We start from the raw sequence: 16,127 nt of genomic DNA, 5'->3' as shown, positions 1-16,127 counted from the left end.
TAGTGTTAATAAGTCGTTCATTGAATCATTGTGAAATGCGTTAATGTTTTTTATGACGTGCAATTGTCCCTTTATAAAATTGTTATTACCCATATACATAGTAATATTTGTATTTTTCACACAAAATTGCTATCTCTTAAAGTGATGTCAAATATCAATAATAATCATTTCACTTGATAATAAAGCTGTAGTTAAATAGATATAGAACAATCAACGGGGGTTGAGAATGGTTGCGTAAAAACAAGATGTTATGGGGTGTTTTTTTAGCTTTATTAGCGAGTATATCATGGGGTGCTATGTTTCCGGTTGCGAACCATAGTTTTAAATATATCGACTCTTTTTATTTTACTATTTTTCGTTATATTCCTGTGGCACTCATATTAATCATCATCTTATTAGTGAAAGAGGGAAAAGAGGCTTTTCACACAGACGGTCGTGGATTTTATGTGTGGTTTTTTGGAACGATGGGGTTTACGATTTATAATTTATTTATTTTTTGGGGTCAGGAAATGCTCGGTGAAACAGGAACTTTACTAGCTTCTATTATGGAGTCACTTAGCCCGATGGTTTCCGTATTAATTATATGGATGTTAAGTAGGAGAAGGCCAAGCGCGTTTACACTTTTCTCAATAGGAATTGCTTTTTTAGGAGTTGTTCTTGTTGTAACTAATGGTGATCTTGGCTTCTTGTCCAATCTCCATAAGCAGTTGTTCCCATTAGGAATCTTATTTTTTGGTATTGTTGGATGGGTTGTCTATACAATGGGTGGAGGACGTTTTCCTGATTGGTCAATCCTTCGCTACTCAACATTGACATTAACATATGGTATTGTGACAACAACAGGTATTGTGTTTTTAACGACTTTGTTTGGCTTAGTTGAAGCTCCAACGATAGACGCGATTTATGCTGTTCGTTATGATATGATATTTATGGTTATTTTTCCAGGGGTTATTGCGCTTCTTGGCTGGAATGAAGGGGTTCGAATTTTAGAGCCTATTAACAGTTTGTTATTTTTAAGTTTTGTACCTGTTACGACGTTAGTGATTGGATACGTTCAAGGATACAACTTAACGTTATACGATGTAGTAGGCACAGCATTTATTGTGTTAGCTTTATTATTAAATAACATTTATCAGCGCATCTTATTAAGAAAGCGTTCTATTAATAACAGCAAGAAGGTTGCGTATAAGCAGTCGGCAACAACATCATCATAGCTTCAAAATAAAAACACGGGCAGTTCATAAAGAACCACTCGTGTTTTTTTATGTTTACATTGCTTTTCTTTTTAATCTGTCTTCTTCTTCGATTGCTTTTAGACGGCGATCGACTTCTTCTTCAGAAAGATTATGTTCTTTAATATATAAGTTGCGAGGATGTACTCGACATTCATGCGTACAACCGCGCATATATTTATGCTCATTTTCCTCAGAACAAAGGATTTGTTTATTACACTCAGGATTTGCGCAGTTAACATAACGTTCGCATGGTGTACCGTCGAAGTAATCAACGCCAACAATAACATGTTCCTTTCTATTTATTGGAACTGAAATACGCTCATCAAAGACATAGCATTTTCCATCCCATAATGCCCCTTGTACTTCAGGATCATAGCCGTATGTGACGATACCACCTTGTAATTGGTTAACATCTTCGTACCCTTCACGTTTTAACCAGCCAGTGAATTTCTCACAACGAATGCCACCAGTACAGTAGGCAAGGATTTTTTTCCCTTCTAGAATTTCTTTATTTTCCTTAATCCAACCAGGAAGTTCACGGAATGTGCGAATATCTGGACGAACAGCTCCACGAAAATGGCCTAAATCGTATTCATAATCGTTACGTGCATCAATAACGATTGTGTTTTCATCTTGCATGGCTTCATAAAATTCCTTCGGCTTTAAATAGTTACCGGTTAATTCTAAAGGGTTAATATCGTCTTCTAAGCGAAGTGTGACAAGCTCTGGACGGTGGCGAACATGCATTTTTTTAAAGGCATGACCGTCATGTAAATCCATTTTGAAAACCATATCTTTGAAACGTGGATCTTGTTTCATGTGTTCCATATAAGTGTCAGTTTGTTCAATTGTTCCAGAAAGGGTTCCATTTATTCCTTCATGAGCAACTAAAATACGTCCTTTAATACCTAAGTCTTTACAATATTGAAGATGCTCCGCCGCATATGTTTTAGGATCTTCAATGTGAACGTAATGATAATATAATAATACGCGATACTTTTCCTTCATAATTTGTTACCACCTATCCCATTTATTTTGCAAGAACAAATGATTATGTGGTTTACACTATAAACACCTTGCAAATAATAATTATATCAAATATGAATAAGGATATGCAATGGTCATTATGTTTGCTTAAATGTAAAAATAATTATTATCTACTCTTAATATTTGCATAAAATAAGAGAAAATACTCTGCATTTATAAATAAAAACTTAGGAAAGTCGGACAGTTTTCATGTCATCGTATCATCGTAGACAATTGAATTTTAAATGGTTTTTTTGGAAAAATGATACATCTATGAAAAGTGACTGCGACATGTCATTGACATGATGTATTTCGTTAAATCTGTATAAGTATTTGACGAACTAGAGCTATCTTTTCGTCTTCGAATGAATTAAGTAATGTGTATAACAGACAGATGATGAAGATACCATTTATTACAAAAGAAAATCATTTTACCTGACGTATACTAATGAACATATATCGAATAATAAGACCGAGGAAAATGCTAAAACAAAAAAATTTTAAAAAATTTTTCCTTATTACTTGCAATGAGCACCACAAACAGGTAAAGTTAGACATAGCAAAAGGAAATTGAAGGTTGAATAATTTTTTACGATCTCTTTACCAAAGTGGTGTAAAAGTATTCATGATTCAATTACTTTGCAACACTATATTGGATAAGGAGGTTGTTCGAATGACTGGAAAAGTAAAATGGTTTAACGCAGAGAAAGGTTTCGGTTTTATCGAGCGTGAAGACGGTGACGATGTATTCGTACACTTCTCAGCGATCGAAGGCGAAGGTTTCAAAACTCTTGAAGAAGGTCAAGAAGTTGAATTCGAAATCGTTGAAGGTAACCGTGGCCCACAAGCGGCAAACGTTGTTAAACTATAATTGATAAAAAGAAAAGGTCTTTCTTCGTGATGAAGAAGGCCTTTTTTGTTTTGAATAACACTATTATGCCAAATATTGGGATAAGTGAGAGATTGGAACCTCATTTATCCAACGTGGCTTCCAATTATTTATACTTATGTAATAGCAGTACTCCCCCCGTTTCCTGAGGAAAATTTCTAAAATAAAAAGCATTTCTCTTTATGACTTTTGTCAGATGTTTTCTTAATCCTTTCTAAAAAGCCATTTGAGTAATCAAATAAAAGCTGTTTAGTATCTCCTTTATACTCATTTAAAGCGATTACCATAGAGTTTTAGTATAGAGCCTGAAAAACATTTATTGAATAGTCTATAATGAATTTAAAGGGATATAGAGAAACAAAGGGAGGGAATTTTAGAAAGTGTTTAATTGGCAAGATGAAACGAAAAAACAATGGGATAGTCAAGCCGTCCAGTGGAGTGAAAGAAGTCGGAACATGTGGGATAAAGGGAGTCGTAAGCAGATTGTTCCATTTATCGAAAGACATCTTCAACATAAAGCTTCAATTCTTGATATTGGCTGTGGTGATGGGTATGGATCTTTTAAATTAAAACAAGCGGGCTATGATGTGACAGGTGTTGATTTATCCGCTGATATGATTGACATTGCGAAAGCCAATTATAGGGGTATTTCTTTTTTGAAGGGAAGTATTCACGAGCTTCCTTTTAAAGATCATTCATTTTCTGCAGTGATGGCAATCAATGTGTTGGAATGGTTAGAGCATCCGTTGCAAGGACTGCAAGAGATTGACCGCGTAATAAAAGAAGATGGTCTATTTTTTGTAGGTATATTAGGTCCAACAGCGGGACCTAGGAAAAATAGTTATCCAAGATTGTATGAACAAGTGGCAATTTGTAATACAATGATGCCGTGGGAGTTGAAACAACTAGCAGAGGAACAAGGCTTTCATTTTGTTGATGGTTTCGGTGTATATAAACGAGGTGTCAAAGTCCATCATTACGCGGAATTGACTGAAGAATTACAACAAGCCCTCTCTTTTATGTGGGTTTATTGTTTTCGAAAAAAATAAACGATGGAAGGTAGATTTAGATTGAATAAAAAAGAAGTCGAACAACAAGTCATAGATAGTTATCAATCTGATGAAAAGATGATGATTCTTGTTTATGCGCAGTGGTGTATAAATCATGATCTGGATCCAGAACAATTATATAAAGAAGCGTATCCTGAGCAAATGATAAATCCCCTTTTAGAAGAGGCACTTAAATTAACAGTACCGAAAGAAGAGTCCCAGCTGATTCCAGAACAGACTGTTATACAAGCTTTGCAGCTGTTTGGAAATCATGATTTAGCATTTATTGTCCAAAGAGAAATAGAACAGATTAAAAAAGATGACGCCTGATTTGAAATGTCATCTTTTTTTAATATAAATCATTAACATTTATTCGTGAGTACATATCCATAATTTCTAACATTGAGAATGCTTTTTGGAAGTTTTACATCTTCTTCAATAATGAATCGTCAATTTACTGGATAATGGGAATGACATAAGTCCGGAGTCAGTATAAAAGCTGAATGTAAACTTTGAGTGAAAAGAATTTAAGCTAAATAAAAAAGAGTTCAATTCCGCGTAACTGGGCTCTTTTTTTAAGAAAAATTATTCTACTTCACAGAGATGATAGCTATTACGGAAGATTACCGTTTTGTAATGGGAAGAAATAACAGAATGAACGGATCAAAATAACATAAAGTAACTTTACATCTACCTATTTGTTATACAGGTTTAAGGAGGTAAAGTGACGATGTTATCAGATACGGAAAAGAATCATTTAAAAGCGACATTAGTTTCAAGGCAAAATGAACTTTTTCCACAAATTCAAAATCATTATGGTTTAGAAAATGCCCAAAGACAAACAACTGGTGAATTGTCGAATTATGATAATCATCCAGGGGATTTAGGGACGGAAACATATGAAAGAGCTAAGGATTTAGCTCTTAATGAACATTTAGAGAAGGAGTTAGAAGATATCAATCGTGCTCTCCATGCGATTGAAGAAGGATCATATGGCATTTGTGTTGAATGCGGGGAGGATATTCCTTATGAGCGCTTAGAAGCTGTTCCGACGACAGATCGTTGTATCGAACACGCTTCGAACACACTTTATGAGAACGCTCGCCCCGTCGAAGAGCAAGTGTTTAGTCCGAATATTAATCCGGATGATACAACTTCAGAGAAACAATTAGGCTATGATGCTGAAGATGCCTGGCAAGAAGTGAGTCAATACGGTACAAGTGAAACACCGTCTGATTTCTTTGGCGATCGAAAAGACTATAACGAGATGTATCCAAACAATGACGGTTTCGTAGGTTTTGTAGAAGAAATTGAAAACATGATGACTTCAACCGATGACGGAGAGATTCTCGGAACAGAACTCCGACAAAATAAACTGGAAAATTATGAGATTACAGAAGAAGAGTAAGTGCTTTTTTGTTATTGTGTTTTACTTACTAAAAAAAACGATTCGATAAATTAAAAGGACTAAAAAACCAGTCTTAAAGAGAAAAATTGCGGAATAAACATTAACATGTTGTTTCCACAATTTTTTGTTTCGGATTGTTATGATTATTATTTTGTATTTTGGCGGTATACTTCTTAAGTTTATCGCCATTAATGTAAATGCTCATTCATTTTCTACTTTCGATCTTCCACTGACGAAAAATTGAGGGAATGACAAATTAGCCTTCAGGAATCCAAAACTGGTTCAACATTTATTTTACGTTTTTCATATTTGTTATCATCTATTAGATGATAACATACAAAAAATCAAAATTGGAAACGAGAAAAGTTCTCCACTCCGCATAGTTACGCGTAAATCTTAGAATCCATGTAGAGTAGCTCTTTCTACCCCACATGGTTACGCGCAAATCTTCAAAACCATGCAGAGTAGCTCTCTCCACCCCGCATGGTTACGTGCAAATCTTTAAAACCATGCAGAGTAGCTCTCTCCACCCCGCATGGTTACGTGCAAATCTTTAAGTCCATGTAGAGTAGCTCTTTTCACTCCGCATGATTTTATCCAAAAGTTCAAATGATAGCGAAGAATACCCGACAATAATTTGTAGTATCTCTTTACTATACAAACAAACCACAGATTGCTCTAATGATCATTCACATACTGTCATGATCATTAGGAGAAGGGGACTAGGACAGTAGGAAAAAATGAACAAAAATATTTTTTCATCTTTCAGTGGTTTTGTCCCAGCCTCTTCTTATTATATACTTCGTTCTGTTAGTTTTAATTCGACTTCTTGTTTTTTACCATCACGATAAAATTCAATAGTCACCTTTTCATTAACATTAGCTTCAGTGTAGAGGAATTTTCTTAGTTCTAAGATAGAAGTCACTTTTTGACCATTGATTTTTGTAATGATATCAAATTGTTTTAAACCTGCTTTGTCAGCCGGGGAACCGACTTCAACGTTGGCGATGACCATACCGCCTTCGATGTTTTTCGGTAAAACGATTTGATTTCTATATTGCGGTGGGACATCGCTTAATGGAGCCGAGCTAATGCCAATAAATGGTCGAACGACTTCACCATTTGTTTCGAGTTGTTTCATAATAGGTAACGCAGCATCAATTGGTATCGCAAGGCCAATTCCTTCGACAGCATGTCTTGCTACTTTCATTGAATTAATACCAATGACATCTCCATTTTTATTAACTAATGCGCCACCGCTATTTCCTGGATTAATCGCGGCATCTGTTTGAATAACTTCTGTAATCCAATCTGGTTGCCCATCGCCATTCGTATCCACACTAATTGAACGGTTAAGTCCACTAATGATTCCTTTTGTCAGTGAGTTAGCAAATTCAATACCTAAAGGATTTCCGATGGCAAAGACCGTTTCACCGACCTTTAGCTTTTCAGAATCGCCGAGTTTTGCAATTGTTTTAACGTGTTTCCCATCAATTTTTAAAACGGCTAAATCTGTTAATTTATCTGTTCCAAGTACCTTAGCATCTGCTCGTTTATCATCATTAAAGACTATTTCCAATTCCTGAGCATCTTGTACAACATGTTCATTTGTTACGATATAAGCATATCCATCTTTCTTTTTATAGACAATTCCTGAACCTGATCCGACTTCTTCACTCGGTTCCCAAATGCTTCGCTGTTGCAAATTAAGAACACCTACAACAGCATCAGATACTTCTGAAATGTCTGTGGATACTTCTGCATCATCACTTGAGATGTTCGATACGACCTCTTCGCTATACTCTTCTTTTATTGGTGTTTGTTGTGGTTGTTCATTGCCTGAAATAGGAAGTGGTAAGACATGATTCATGATTAATAATATGGCTACAATTACAGGAATTAACCCACCTATCATACCACTAAAAAAAGCTCCTATATTAAAGCGAGACGAATGATTTGTTTTTCTATGGCTGGATTGACGTGCCATTTGTTGATTGTTATATTCATCGTTTGAAGCAGGTGTTAACAGTTGATTAGAGTGTGTATGTTGTTCACCCTGTCCATCATTGAAGATTAAGGATTCTTCTTGTTTTAGTTTATACGTATCAGTTTCAGCTACGTCACGTTTGGTTTCATTTTCGTCGTGATGGTTTGCTTCTGATTGATTATATGGTTTCATATCATCATGTCTCATGAAAAAGCCTCCTTCTTCATAAAAGATAAAAAGGTCATTCTCTATTATTATCTCTTATATAGTTATTTTACATCAAGAAGTTTGTATTCATTTGGTATAATTGTGGAATAAGTATGGAAATGTGAGTCTGTTAAATGCGAATGTTGTTATTTACTGTTTGAATATGGGAAAATAGAAGTAAAGACCGAATGGAGGGTGACTAGATGAAGCATATCGGTATAGTTGAAGATGATACGAATATCCAAAATATTGTATCGGCTTTTTTAAAAAAAGCAGGCTATCATGTGACATTATTAGATTCAGCTGAAGCGGGTTGGAAGTTATGGAAAAAGAATCCTCCAGATATGTGGATTTTAGATATTATGTTACCTGGAATGGACGGGTATGAATTTTGTAAACGAATTCGAAATGAAAGTGATGTTCCTATCATTATCATTTCGGCAAAAGATGAAGAAATTGATAAGATTCTTGGATTGGAATTAGGTGGAGACGATTATTTAACAAAACCGTTTAGCCCTCGCGAACTCGTTGCCCGGGTTAAACGTCTATTTAAACGTCTGGATTCTACCGTTCAACATAAACAAAAGGATGATCATCGTATAAAAGTAGGAGACTTACTCATTTATGAACATGATCGGCGACTGTTCTGGAAAGGAAAAGAGCGAGAAGTCACGACAAAGGAATTCGACCTATTACTATTATTATCACAAAATGTTAATCGGGCTTTCTCGCGTGAAGAGTTACTTATTAAAGTATGGGGTGAAGACTACTTCGGCAGTGACCGTGCTGTTGATGATTTAGTAAAACGTATTCGCAAAAAATTAAATCATATACCATTAGAGACGGTATGGGGTTATGGTTATCGCCTGAGAGATAAAGAGGAACCCACATGAAACTTCAAGCCCAATTAAACACAGCTTTTACGATGTTATTAATTATTATGATGGCGATTACCGGTTTTGTCATTTATTCACTTATCATGGATTTATTAATTTCAAATGAACAAAGACAACTTGAACAAAAAGGCCAAATTATTGTAAAAGTATTATCAGATCGCTATAAAACCCAAAAAGATATTGAACAGTTTAATACGTTTCTTAAAGAACAAGATTTACAGATGTTTTTATATGATAGAGAGTCGGATCAAGTGCTTTATTCAACGATGCCGGATCAAGTCGTTCAAGGATTTATAAAATCTAATGACTTTTCCAATATGCACGCAAAATTAATGAGCTATCGCAATGATAAGTTTGTGCAATCCCGTATTCTTTTTTACCCACGATCATCAGGATTGGAACTTATATTATTAACACCGCTCCATGATTTGAAGCTTGTTCAGCATGATTTTTTTACTCGGCTTTTACTTGTGTTTTTAATCGGGGCAATTGTAGCTGTTATATTGAGCTATTTTTTAACGAGAAAAATGGTGACACCACTGACTCACTTAAAACATCAAGTAAAAAAGATTGAACAGCGAAAGTTTAATGAGATCCAACCGATACAAGCGACTGGGGAAATTCATGAAGTTGCAGAAGGTGTCTATCATATGGCGAATGAATTAGAACGATATATCAATTCACAGCAAACTTTTTTTCAAAATGCTAGCCATGAACTGAAAACCCCGTTAATGACGATTCAAGGCTATGCGGAAGGGATCAAAGAAGGTGTCTTTGATCAAGCAGAAGCCGAAAAAGGCTTAGAAGTCATGGTTGTTGAAGTAAAACGTTTGAAAAAAATTATCAATGAAATGACTATTTTAGCGAAATTAGAAAGTGAGAAAACGGTCTATCAAGAAGAACCTGTTCATATGGCAGAGCTCGTTGAACAAGTGATTGATCGCGTCATTCCTTTAGCTAATGATAAAAATATTACTTTGGATTATGCTGTTACAAAAGGGTTGATTGTTAAAGCAGATCAAGAAAAACTATTAAGAGCGATGTTAAATATAACGATAAACGGTGTTCGTCATGCGCATGACATTGTGCGAATCCGTCTCACTGAAGATAATAAACATGTCATCATCACTGTAGAAGATGATGGACAAGGTATTCCGGATGAACTGAAACCGCATATATTTCAACGTTTTGTAAAAGGTAAGCATGGAGAAACAGGATTAGGACTTGCTATTTCACGAGCGATTATCGAGCGTTCAGATGGTAAGATAGAAGTCTATGATTCAGACTTAGGTGGAGCGAAGTTTAAAATGATGTTTCACCAGCTGATAAAAAAATAAATTTATTAAATGCAAATATTTTAGTAGCATATGAGATGTGCTATACTAATTAAGTTGTTATAAAGAGAGGAGCGTTGCCTGTGCAACGAAGAGAAGATATACGTAATATTGCGATTATTGCACATGTAGACCATGGAAAAACAACGTTAGTTGATCAGCTATTAAAGTATTCAGGAACATTCCATGAACATGAACAAGTAGATGATCGTGTTATGGACTCTGATGAGATTGAAAGAGAACGTGGCATTACGATATTAGCTAAAAATACGGCTGTAAAATATAAAGGTACAACGATTAATATACTTGATACGCCGGGACATGCTGATTTCGGTGGTGAAGTTGAACGTATTTTAAGAATGGTAGATGGTGTTATTCTTGTAGTTGATGCTTATGAAGGAACGATGCCACAAACACGTTTCGTATTAATGAAAGCATTGGAACAAAAATTAACACCGATCGTTGTATTAAATAAAATAGACCGCCCTAATGCACGACCGGATGAGGTTATTGACCAAGTGTTGGATTTGTTTATTGACTTAGGTGCAGATGATGAGCAAGTGGAATTTCCAGTTGTCTATGCTTCTGCATTGCACGGTACATCAGGACTGGAACCAAACGATCAAGCAAAAACAATGGATCCTGTTTTTAAAACGATATTAGAACATATTCCTGCTCCTAAGGCTAAAAGCGAAGAGCCATTACAATTTCAAGTTTCATTACTAGACTATAATGATTATGTTGGACGAATTGGAATTGGACGCATCTTTCGTGGGAGAATTCGTGTCGGTGAACAAGTCGTTGTTATGAAAAACGATGGCTCGACAAAATCTTTCCGCGTCACGAAATTGTTTGGATTTATTGGTTTGAAGCGGATTGAAATTAAAGAAGCAAAAGCCGGTGACATTGTTGCCTTATCAGGTATGGACGATTTAAATGTTGGTGAAACGATTTGTCCACCAGATCATTTAGAGGCCTTGCCAGAAGTCCGTATTGATGAGCCAACGTTACAGATGACCTTTGTCGTCAATAATAGCCCGTTTGCTGGCAAGGAAGGAAAGTATATTACCTCACGTCAAATAAAGGAACGATTAATGAAACAGTTAGAAACAGATGTGAGTCTTCGTGTGGAACCGACCGAATCACCTGATGCATGGATTGTATCAGGTCGTGGGGAATTACATTTATCCATATTAATAGAAAATATGCGTCGTGAAGGTTATGAGCTACAACTATCTAAACCGAAAGTTATTATAAAAGAAATCGATGGTGTGAAATATGAGCCCGTTGAACGCGTACAAATTGATGTACCAGAAGAATATACAGGGACTGTTATGGAATCTCTCGGTTCGAGAAAAGGCGAAATGCTAGATATGATTAATTACGGTAACGGTCAAGTGCGCCTTGAATTCAAGGTCCCATCCCGTGGCTTAATCGGTTACGCTATGGAATTTATGACACAAACACAAGGTTATGGTATTTTTAATCATACGTTTGATTCATACCAACCGGTTACACCTGGACAGCTTGGTGGTCGTCGTCAAGGGGCTTTAGTTGCCCTTGAAACTGGAAAAGCATCAACTTACGGAATTATGCAATTAGAAGATCGTGGTGTTATATTTGTTGAACCTGGTACAGAAGTTTATGCTGGGATGATAGTTGGAGAACATAACCGTGAAAATGATTTAACCGTAAATATTACGAGAGAGAAACATTTAACGAATATGCGTTCCGCTAATAAAGACCAAACGGTTACGATTCGAAAAACACGCGATATGTCTTTAGAGGAAGCTTTACAATATTTAAATGATGATGAGTATTGTGAAGTAACACCAGAATCCATTCGTTTACGGAAGAAAATTTTAAATAAATCAGAACGTGAAAAAGCAGCAAAACGAAATAAAAGTTAATGAATAGATAAAATCGGTATGTCCTTTTACTTTCAGACATATCGATTTTTTTATGTGATATCGTGAAGTTTGGGTAACATAATTTAAAGCGTTCTTATAAAAGATGGTGGCTTCTATAATATTGTTGCCGAACATGTATATACAGGTTAAAACTGAATTATAAGATGCCTATACAAGTTAATATATTATATGGGAAGTACTTGATATGGCTAATAAACAAAATGTGGATAGCCAATACGTTATTTATGCGCCTTTAAATGGAACGGTTCAACAACTGGAAACGGTTCTGGATCCAACGTTTTTAGAAAAAATAGTAGGGGATGGGATAGCGATGATACAAGAAGATGATGAAGTGGTTTCCCTTTTCCCCACAAAACATGCCAGCGGTTTAAAAATTGATGCTGGTGTAGAAGTTCTTATTCACACTGGTTTAGAAACAGTCGTTTTAAAAGGAGGAGGCTTTTAGGCTCATGTCGAACAAGGAGATAGAATGGAACTCGGTCAACGCCTCATCACATTTGATCTGCAAGTTTGGGATTGACTACTTCTTATGGTTAGTCTTGTCTAAGATAATTTGTGGCGAATATTTAAGGGTCAACATGTACTCTCGCAGTGAAAGTACGCAATGAGACACCTTATTGATCCTTCAATGTGACCTCTCGTGTCTAAAACTCCAAATGAGAGGCTACATTGATCCTTCAATACATCCTCTCACAGAGGAAAATTATAACAACACAATGTATTGAAGATCAAAGATGATCCAATCATCTGAACAGCTTTTTTAAAAAATACGCAGATTGGAACAAGAGGGAAAACCGGATAAGTTTCTTCGCTTATTTCGTTTTGCATGCTATTCAGGTAAATCTCAAAAGCTCTAAGTGTTTCAAAAGAGTATCCACGCCCCAATATGTTTCATTGTTTTAATTAAACGATTTAGAGACTCTATATAGGAGTTTGTAATGGGAGAAATGAAGTAGTTGAATATCTCTTTTTCCATATTTACCAAGGTATTTCTCTTTTACGAGACTAGCTTTAAACCAACTGCTGATCCTAATACCATTGTTATAAAAACTATTCTTTTCCAGTCTTTTGATTCGCCATATAATATCATTCCTAATAACGCTCCTCCTGAAGTACCCATACCCTGTCCAGATTGCATATAGTCCATATAGATGATTTCATTGCATGTGCAAGAAATACAAAACTTGCTCCAAATGCAAGAATTAGCAGTATTACAGACTCCAAATTATGATCTTTATGCAATTAAATTATCATTGAAACACCAAACATTTCAAATAAACTTGTAACTACTAAAGTAACCTATGTCATTAAGGTTCAACACCTTCTTGAACATTGTTTTTAGTAACTAATTTTAAACCAATTACCCCTGCTAATAAAACTAAAATCAATATAATCTTTGTTACTTTAAATGTTTTCACGAAAAAATACGACATCTGAAAAAATCTTCCCTGCTGTACCCAATCTTACAAATAATGTATAGAACGTTGCAACAGGGAGTTTTCTACGTGTCATAATCATTAAATAAAAACTGATGATAATTACAATAATTGTTCCACTCCAAGTCCAAAAATCATCAGTGTGTTTTAATTCAATTAACCAAGATACCTCAAAAAAAGCGGCGATAACTGTTAAACAGTTTCTCCCAGGCTTTCGTGATACAGATGAGCTGTGAGTTTTCTCTTGGACCAGACTAACATACTTGTTACCGAACCCTAGAAAACATTTTCCTTATTTAATTTTTTAAAATTTTACAGAAACTTAGTATTTATTCAAGTTTTAGAGTGTAGTCTTCCACACCATAATCTGAATACCCAAGATTATTAAGACCGACGTAAAATCAGTTTTATAAATATTCCTTGTATATCAAGCGGCTTCGTTAATGACTTCTGGTGTTCTGTCTTCTTGTTTATTAGGTCATTTCAATTTATAATATCATCATATAATTATTTGATTATATGAAAAAGGAGATGTACATAATTGGCTACGAAAGTAATGGATATTGATACGATTGTACCTGTTTTGAAATTACTTGGAGATAAAACGCGATTAATGATTTTAAAGCTTATTCAACAGAAAGAATGTTGTGTTTGTGAACTTGTCTCAGTATTAAATATGTCTCAGCCCGCTATTAGTCAGCATCTTAGAAGATTACGTGATGCAAATTTAGTTAATGAAGAGCGTCGTGGAAAATGGGTGTATTATGAATTAAATAAAGAATCGAATGAGTATCCCTTTATCGATCACATTCTTAAGCAAATTCCAGTTCCATATGAATTATTAAAGAAAATAGACAATATTACAATTTGTTAATGTAAATGATGGAGGATTGTATATGGATATAGCAATAATCATGGCAATTATTATATTTTTTATGACACTTATTCTCGTTATTTGGCAACCCAAAAATCTTGGAATTGGTTATATAGCGATTGGGGGAGCTATTTTAGCTCTATTATTTGGTGTCGTAACATTGGCAGATGTAAAAGACGTTACAAATATTGTATGGAACGCAACATTAGCGTTTGTGGCAATTATTATCATTTCCCTCGTATTAGATGAAATTGGCTTTTTTGAATGGGCTGCCTTACATATGGCTCGTCTAGCAAATGGCAGTGGTGTAAAAATGTTTATTTACATCTCCATTTTAGGAGCTCTAGTAGCGGCTTTATTTGCTAATGATGGTGCAGCACTCATTTTAACTCCGATTGTATTAGCAATGGTTAGAGCTTTACGATTTAAGGACGTGTTCATCTTGCCGTTTATTATGGCGAGTGGATTTATTGCTGATACGACATCGCTTCCTTTTATCGTTAGTAACTTAGTAAACATTGTTTCTGCTGACTTTTTTTCAATTGGATTTGTTGAATATGCGTCTAGAATGATTATTCCTAATCTATTCTCTTTAATTGCTAGTATTGTGGTGCTTTATTTGTTTTTTCGAAAAGATATTCCAAAAACCTATGATGTCAATGAATTAGCGATGCCACATACTGCCATTAAAGATAAACGGATGTTTCAGTTATCCTGGGTCATTTTATTATTATTGTTAACGGGTTATTTTACGAGTGAATATTTGGGAATCTCGGTATCATTTATAGCAGGGACGATTGCTATTTTATTTTTATTATTAGGAAAAAATAGTGAGACAGTAGAACCTGTTCGTATTATAAAAAACGCACCATGGAACATCGTTTTCTTTTCCATTGGGATGTATGTCGTCGTATATGGCTTACGAAATGTTGGACTAACAACTGTATTAGCTGATGTTATTCAAGTTGCTGTTGATCAAGGCATGTTTGTTGCAACTATTGTCATGGGATTTATCGCTGCCATCTTGTCATCGGTTATGAATAATATGCCGACTGTTATGATTGATGCGCTTGCTATTGCTGAGACGAATGCAACTGGAGTTATGAAAGAAGCACTCATTTATGCCAATGTGATCGGCAGTGATTTAGGACCGAAGATAACACCCATCGGTTCACTCGCTACATTATTATGGTTACATGTTCTAAAAACGAAAGATGTTCATATTTCGTGGGGATATTACTTTAAAGTAGGGATGATCTTAACGATTCCAACATTATTCATCACATTAATGGGTCTATATATCACATTAGTCATTTTTTAAGAGGAGGGAAAGGATGGGTAAACCTATACTTTATTTTCTTTGTACTGGTAATTCTTGTCGTAGTCAAATGGCAGAAGGATTTGGAAAGAAATATTTAAGTGAAGAATGGGATGTTAGAAGTGCTGGCATTGAGGCGCATGGTTTAAATCCTTTAGCAGTAAAGGCGATGCAAGAAGTAGGTATTGATATTTCAAAGCAAAAGTCATCTGTGGTTGATGAACATACGCTTAATAACGCTTCACTTGTTATTACACTATGTGATGATGCATTAGAAAGTTGTCCAGTCACCCCGGCTCACGTCAAAAAAAATCACTGGGGTTTTCCCGATCCAGCAAAAGCAACGGGAACAGAAGCTGAAAAGTGGCGTGTTTTTCAAGAGGTAAGGGATGCCATAGAAGAACGCATCAAAACATTCAAAGGAATAGGAGAATAAAAAAAGAAGAGGCTGGGACAAAACCCCAGTAAATAAAAACTAAGGCGTGGGAGCTTACACTAAAAAAGTGTAGGCCCCACGCCTTTTTATGGTTATTTGAG

Annotated in this window: 15 protein-coding genes and 3 pseudogenes; 12 read left to right on the top strand and 6 right to left on the bottom strand. The window is 35.4% G+C overall.

Features of this window, described 5'->3' with window-relative positions; all coding sequences use genetic code 11:
• The first annotated feature begins 230 nt into the window (after positions 1-230).
• A complete protein-coding gene (locus HNQ35_RS10450; RefSeq protein WP_174771676.1) occupies positions 231-1,214 on the top strand; it encodes a DMT family transporter in 984 nt (327 codons plus the stop codon).
• Between the two features lie 54 nt (positions 1,215-1,268).
• On the opposite strand, the gene trhO is transcribed toward HNQ35_RS10450, so the two are convergent.
• Positions 1,269-2,243 carry an oxygen-dependent tRNA uridine(34) hydroxylase TrhO gene (gene trhO, locus HNQ35_RS10445; protein WP_146938150.1) on the bottom strand — a complete coding sequence of 325 codons (975 nt, stop codon included), beginning with the start codon at positions 2,241-2,243 and terminating at the stop codon, positions 1,269-1,271.
• 691 nt (positions 2,244-2,934) lie between these two features.
• On the opposite strand from trhO, the gene cspD reads away from it, so the two are divergent.
• From cspD to HNQ35_RS10425, 4 genes are all read left to right on the top strand, one after another.
• The gene (gene cspD / locus HNQ35_RS10440; protein WP_146938151.1) at positions 2,935-3,132 is read left to right on the top strand and encodes a cold-shock protein CspD; all 198 of its coding nucleotides are present in this window, start codon (positions 2,935-2,937) and stop codon (positions 3,130-3,132) included.
• A 398-nt stretch (positions 3,133-3,530) separates the two neighbouring features.
• On the top strand, positions 3,531-4,199 hold the full coding sequence (locus HNQ35_RS10435) for a class I SAM-dependent methyltransferase (RefSeq protein WP_246118089.1): 669 nt from the start codon (positions 3,531-3,533) through the stop codon (positions 4,197-4,199).
• 21 nt (positions 4,200-4,220) lie between these two features.
• Positions 4,221-4,529, top strand: coding sequence for a protein YxiS (yxiS, locus tag HNQ35_RS10430; protein WP_146938152.1), 309 nt, complete (start codon positions 4,221-4,223; stop codon positions 4,527-4,529).
• A 400-nt stretch (positions 4,530-4,929) separates the two neighbouring features.
• Positions 4,930-5,607, top strand: a complete 678-nt coding sequence (locus tag HNQ35_RS10425; RefSeq protein WP_146938153.1) for a TraR/DksA C4-type zinc finger protein — start codon at positions 4,930-4,932, stop codon at positions 5,605-5,607.
• A gap of 77 nt (positions 5,608-5,684) precedes the next feature.
• On the opposite strand, the pseudogene HNQ35_RS14585 reads toward HNQ35_RS10425, so the two are convergent.
• A pseudogene (locus tag HNQ35_RS14585) lies at positions 5,685-5,915 on the bottom strand (transposase); the annotation flags it as partial.
• A gap of 485 nt (positions 5,916-6,400) precedes the next feature.
• Positions 6,401-7,801, bottom strand: coding sequence for a S1C family serine protease (locus HNQ35_RS10420; RefSeq protein WP_246118090.1), 1,401 nt, complete (start codon positions 7,799-7,801; stop codon positions 6,401-6,403).
• 203 nt (positions 7,802-8,004) lie between these two features.
• Here HNQ35_RS10420 and HNQ35_RS10415 point away from each other — a divergent pair, with 203 nt between their 5' ends.
• The 4 genes from HNQ35_RS10415 (at position 8,005) to HNQ35_RS10400 (ending at position 12,407) form a co-directional block, all read left to right on the top strand.
• The gene (locus HNQ35_RS10415; RefSeq protein ID WP_146938154.1) at positions 8,005-8,694 is read left to right on the top strand and encodes a response regulator transcription factor; all 690 of its coding nucleotides are present in this window, start codon (positions 8,005-8,007) and stop codon (positions 8,692-8,694) included.
• Complete coding sequence (locus HNQ35_RS10410; protein ID WP_146938155.1) at positions 8,691-10,034, top strand: sensor histidine kinase; 1,344 nt, start codon at positions 8,691-8,693, stop codon at positions 10,032-10,034. The genes HNQ35_RS10415 and HNQ35_RS10410 overlap by 4 nt, the downstream gene beginning before the upstream one ends.
• Before the next feature lie 80 nt (positions 10,035-10,114).
• On the top strand, positions 10,115-11,941 hold the full coding sequence (gene typA, locus HNQ35_RS10405; RefSeq protein ID WP_146938156.1) for a translational GTPase TypA: 1,827 nt from the start codon (positions 10,115-10,117) through the stop codon (positions 11,939-11,941).
• A 205-nt stretch (positions 11,942-12,146) separates the two neighbouring features.
• A complete protein-coding gene (locus HNQ35_RS10400; protein ID WP_246118091.1) occupies positions 12,147-12,407 on the top strand; it encodes a PTS glucose transporter subunit IIA in 261 nt (86 codons plus the stop codon).
• A 417-nt stretch (positions 12,408-12,824) separates the two neighbouring features.
• Here HNQ35_RS10400 and HNQ35_RS10395 read toward each other — a convergent pair whose 3' ends face one another.
• From HNQ35_RS10395 to HNQ35_RS10390, 3 genes and pseudogenes are all read right to left on the bottom strand, one after another.
• Positions 12,825-12,938, bottom strand: a complete 114-nt coding sequence (locus HNQ35_RS10395; RefSeq protein ID WP_371862320.1) for a transposase — start codon at positions 12,936-12,938, stop codon at positions 12,825-12,827.
• Between the two features lie 21 nt (positions 12,939-12,959).
• Positions 12,960-13,204 (bottom strand): annotated as a pseudogene (locus HNQ35_RS14280) (DMT family transporter).
• A 65-nt stretch (positions 13,205-13,269) separates the two neighbouring features.
• Positions 13,270-13,585, bottom strand: a pseudogene (locus HNQ35_RS10390) (DMT family transporter).
• Between the two features lie 354 nt (positions 13,586-13,939).
• Between HNQ35_RS10390 and HNQ35_RS10385 the strand changes: the two are divergent.
• The 3 genes from HNQ35_RS10385 to arsC are packed head-to-tail and all read left to right on the top strand — an operon-like array spanning position 13,940 to position 16,026.
• Positions 13,940-14,272 (top strand): ArsR/SmtB family transcription factor, encoded by a 333-nt coding sequence (locus tag HNQ35_RS10385; RefSeq protein ID WP_146938157.1) that lies wholly within the window; start codon positions 13,940-13,942, stop codon positions 14,270-14,272.
• 22 nt (positions 14,273-14,294) lie between these two features.
• The gene (locus HNQ35_RS10380; protein WP_146938158.1) at positions 14,295-15,593 is read left to right on the top strand and encodes an arsenic transporter; all 1,299 of its coding nucleotides are present in this window, start codon (positions 14,295-14,297) and stop codon (positions 15,591-15,593) included.
• A 13-nt stretch (positions 15,594-15,606) separates the two neighbouring features.
• Positions 15,607-16,026: an arsenate reductase (thioredoxin) gene (arsC, locus tag HNQ35_RS10375; RefSeq protein WP_146938159.1), complete on the top strand. Its 420-nt coding sequence runs from the start codon at positions 15,607-15,609 to the stop codon at positions 16,024-16,026.
• Positions 16,027-16,127 lie beyond the last annotated feature (101 nt).

It is taken from the genome of Cerasibacillus quisquiliarum (assembly GCF_014202495.1).
GTDB lineage: Bacteria > Bacillota > Bacilli > Bacillales > Amphibacillaceae > Cerasibacillus > Cerasibacillus quisquiliarum.
The sequence above is the reverse complement of the archived record's forward strand: the minus strand, read 5'-3'. Positions and strand labels throughout refer to the sequence as shown.

Excerpts from the sequence above, each read along its gene's own strand:
- trhO (WP_146938150.1), bottom strand. The coding sequence starts at position 2,243 with ATGAAGGAAAAGTATCGCGTATTATTATATTATCATTACGTTCACATT.
- cspD (WP_146938151.1), top strand. The coding sequence starts at position 2,935 with ATGACTGGAAAAGTAAAATGGTTTAACGCAGAGAAAGGTTTCGGTTTT.
- HNQ35_RS10425 (WP_146938153.1), top strand. The coding sequence starts at position 4,930 with ATGTTATCAGATACGGAAAAGAATCATTTAAAAGCGACATTAGTTTCA.
- HNQ35_RS10420 (WP_246118090.1), bottom strand. The coding sequence starts at position 7,801 with ATGAGACATGATGATATGAAACCATATAATCAATCAGAAGCAAACCAT.
- HNQ35_RS10415 (WP_146938154.1), top strand. The coding sequence starts at position 8,005 with ATGAAGCATATCGGTATAGTTGAAGATGATACGAATATCCAAAATATT.
- HNQ35_RS10410 (WP_146938155.1), top strand. The coding sequence starts at position 8,691 with ATGAAACTTCAAGCCCAATTAAACACAGCTTTTACGATGTTATTAATT.
- HNQ35_RS10400 (WP_246118091.1), top strand. The coding sequence starts at position 12,147 with ATGGCTAATAAACAAAATGTGGATAGCCAATACGTTATTTATGCGCCT.
- HNQ35_RS10395 (WP_371862320.1), bottom strand. The coding sequence starts at position 12,938 with ATGGAAAAAGAGATATTCAACTACTTCATTTCTCCCATTACAAACTCC.
- HNQ35_RS10380 (WP_146938158.1), top strand. The coding sequence starts at position 14,295 with ATGGATATAGCAATAATCATGGCAATTATTATATTTTTTATGACACTT.
- arsC (WP_146938159.1), top strand. The coding sequence starts at position 15,607 with ATGGGTAAACCTATACTTTATTTTCTTTGTACTGGTAATTCTTGTCGT.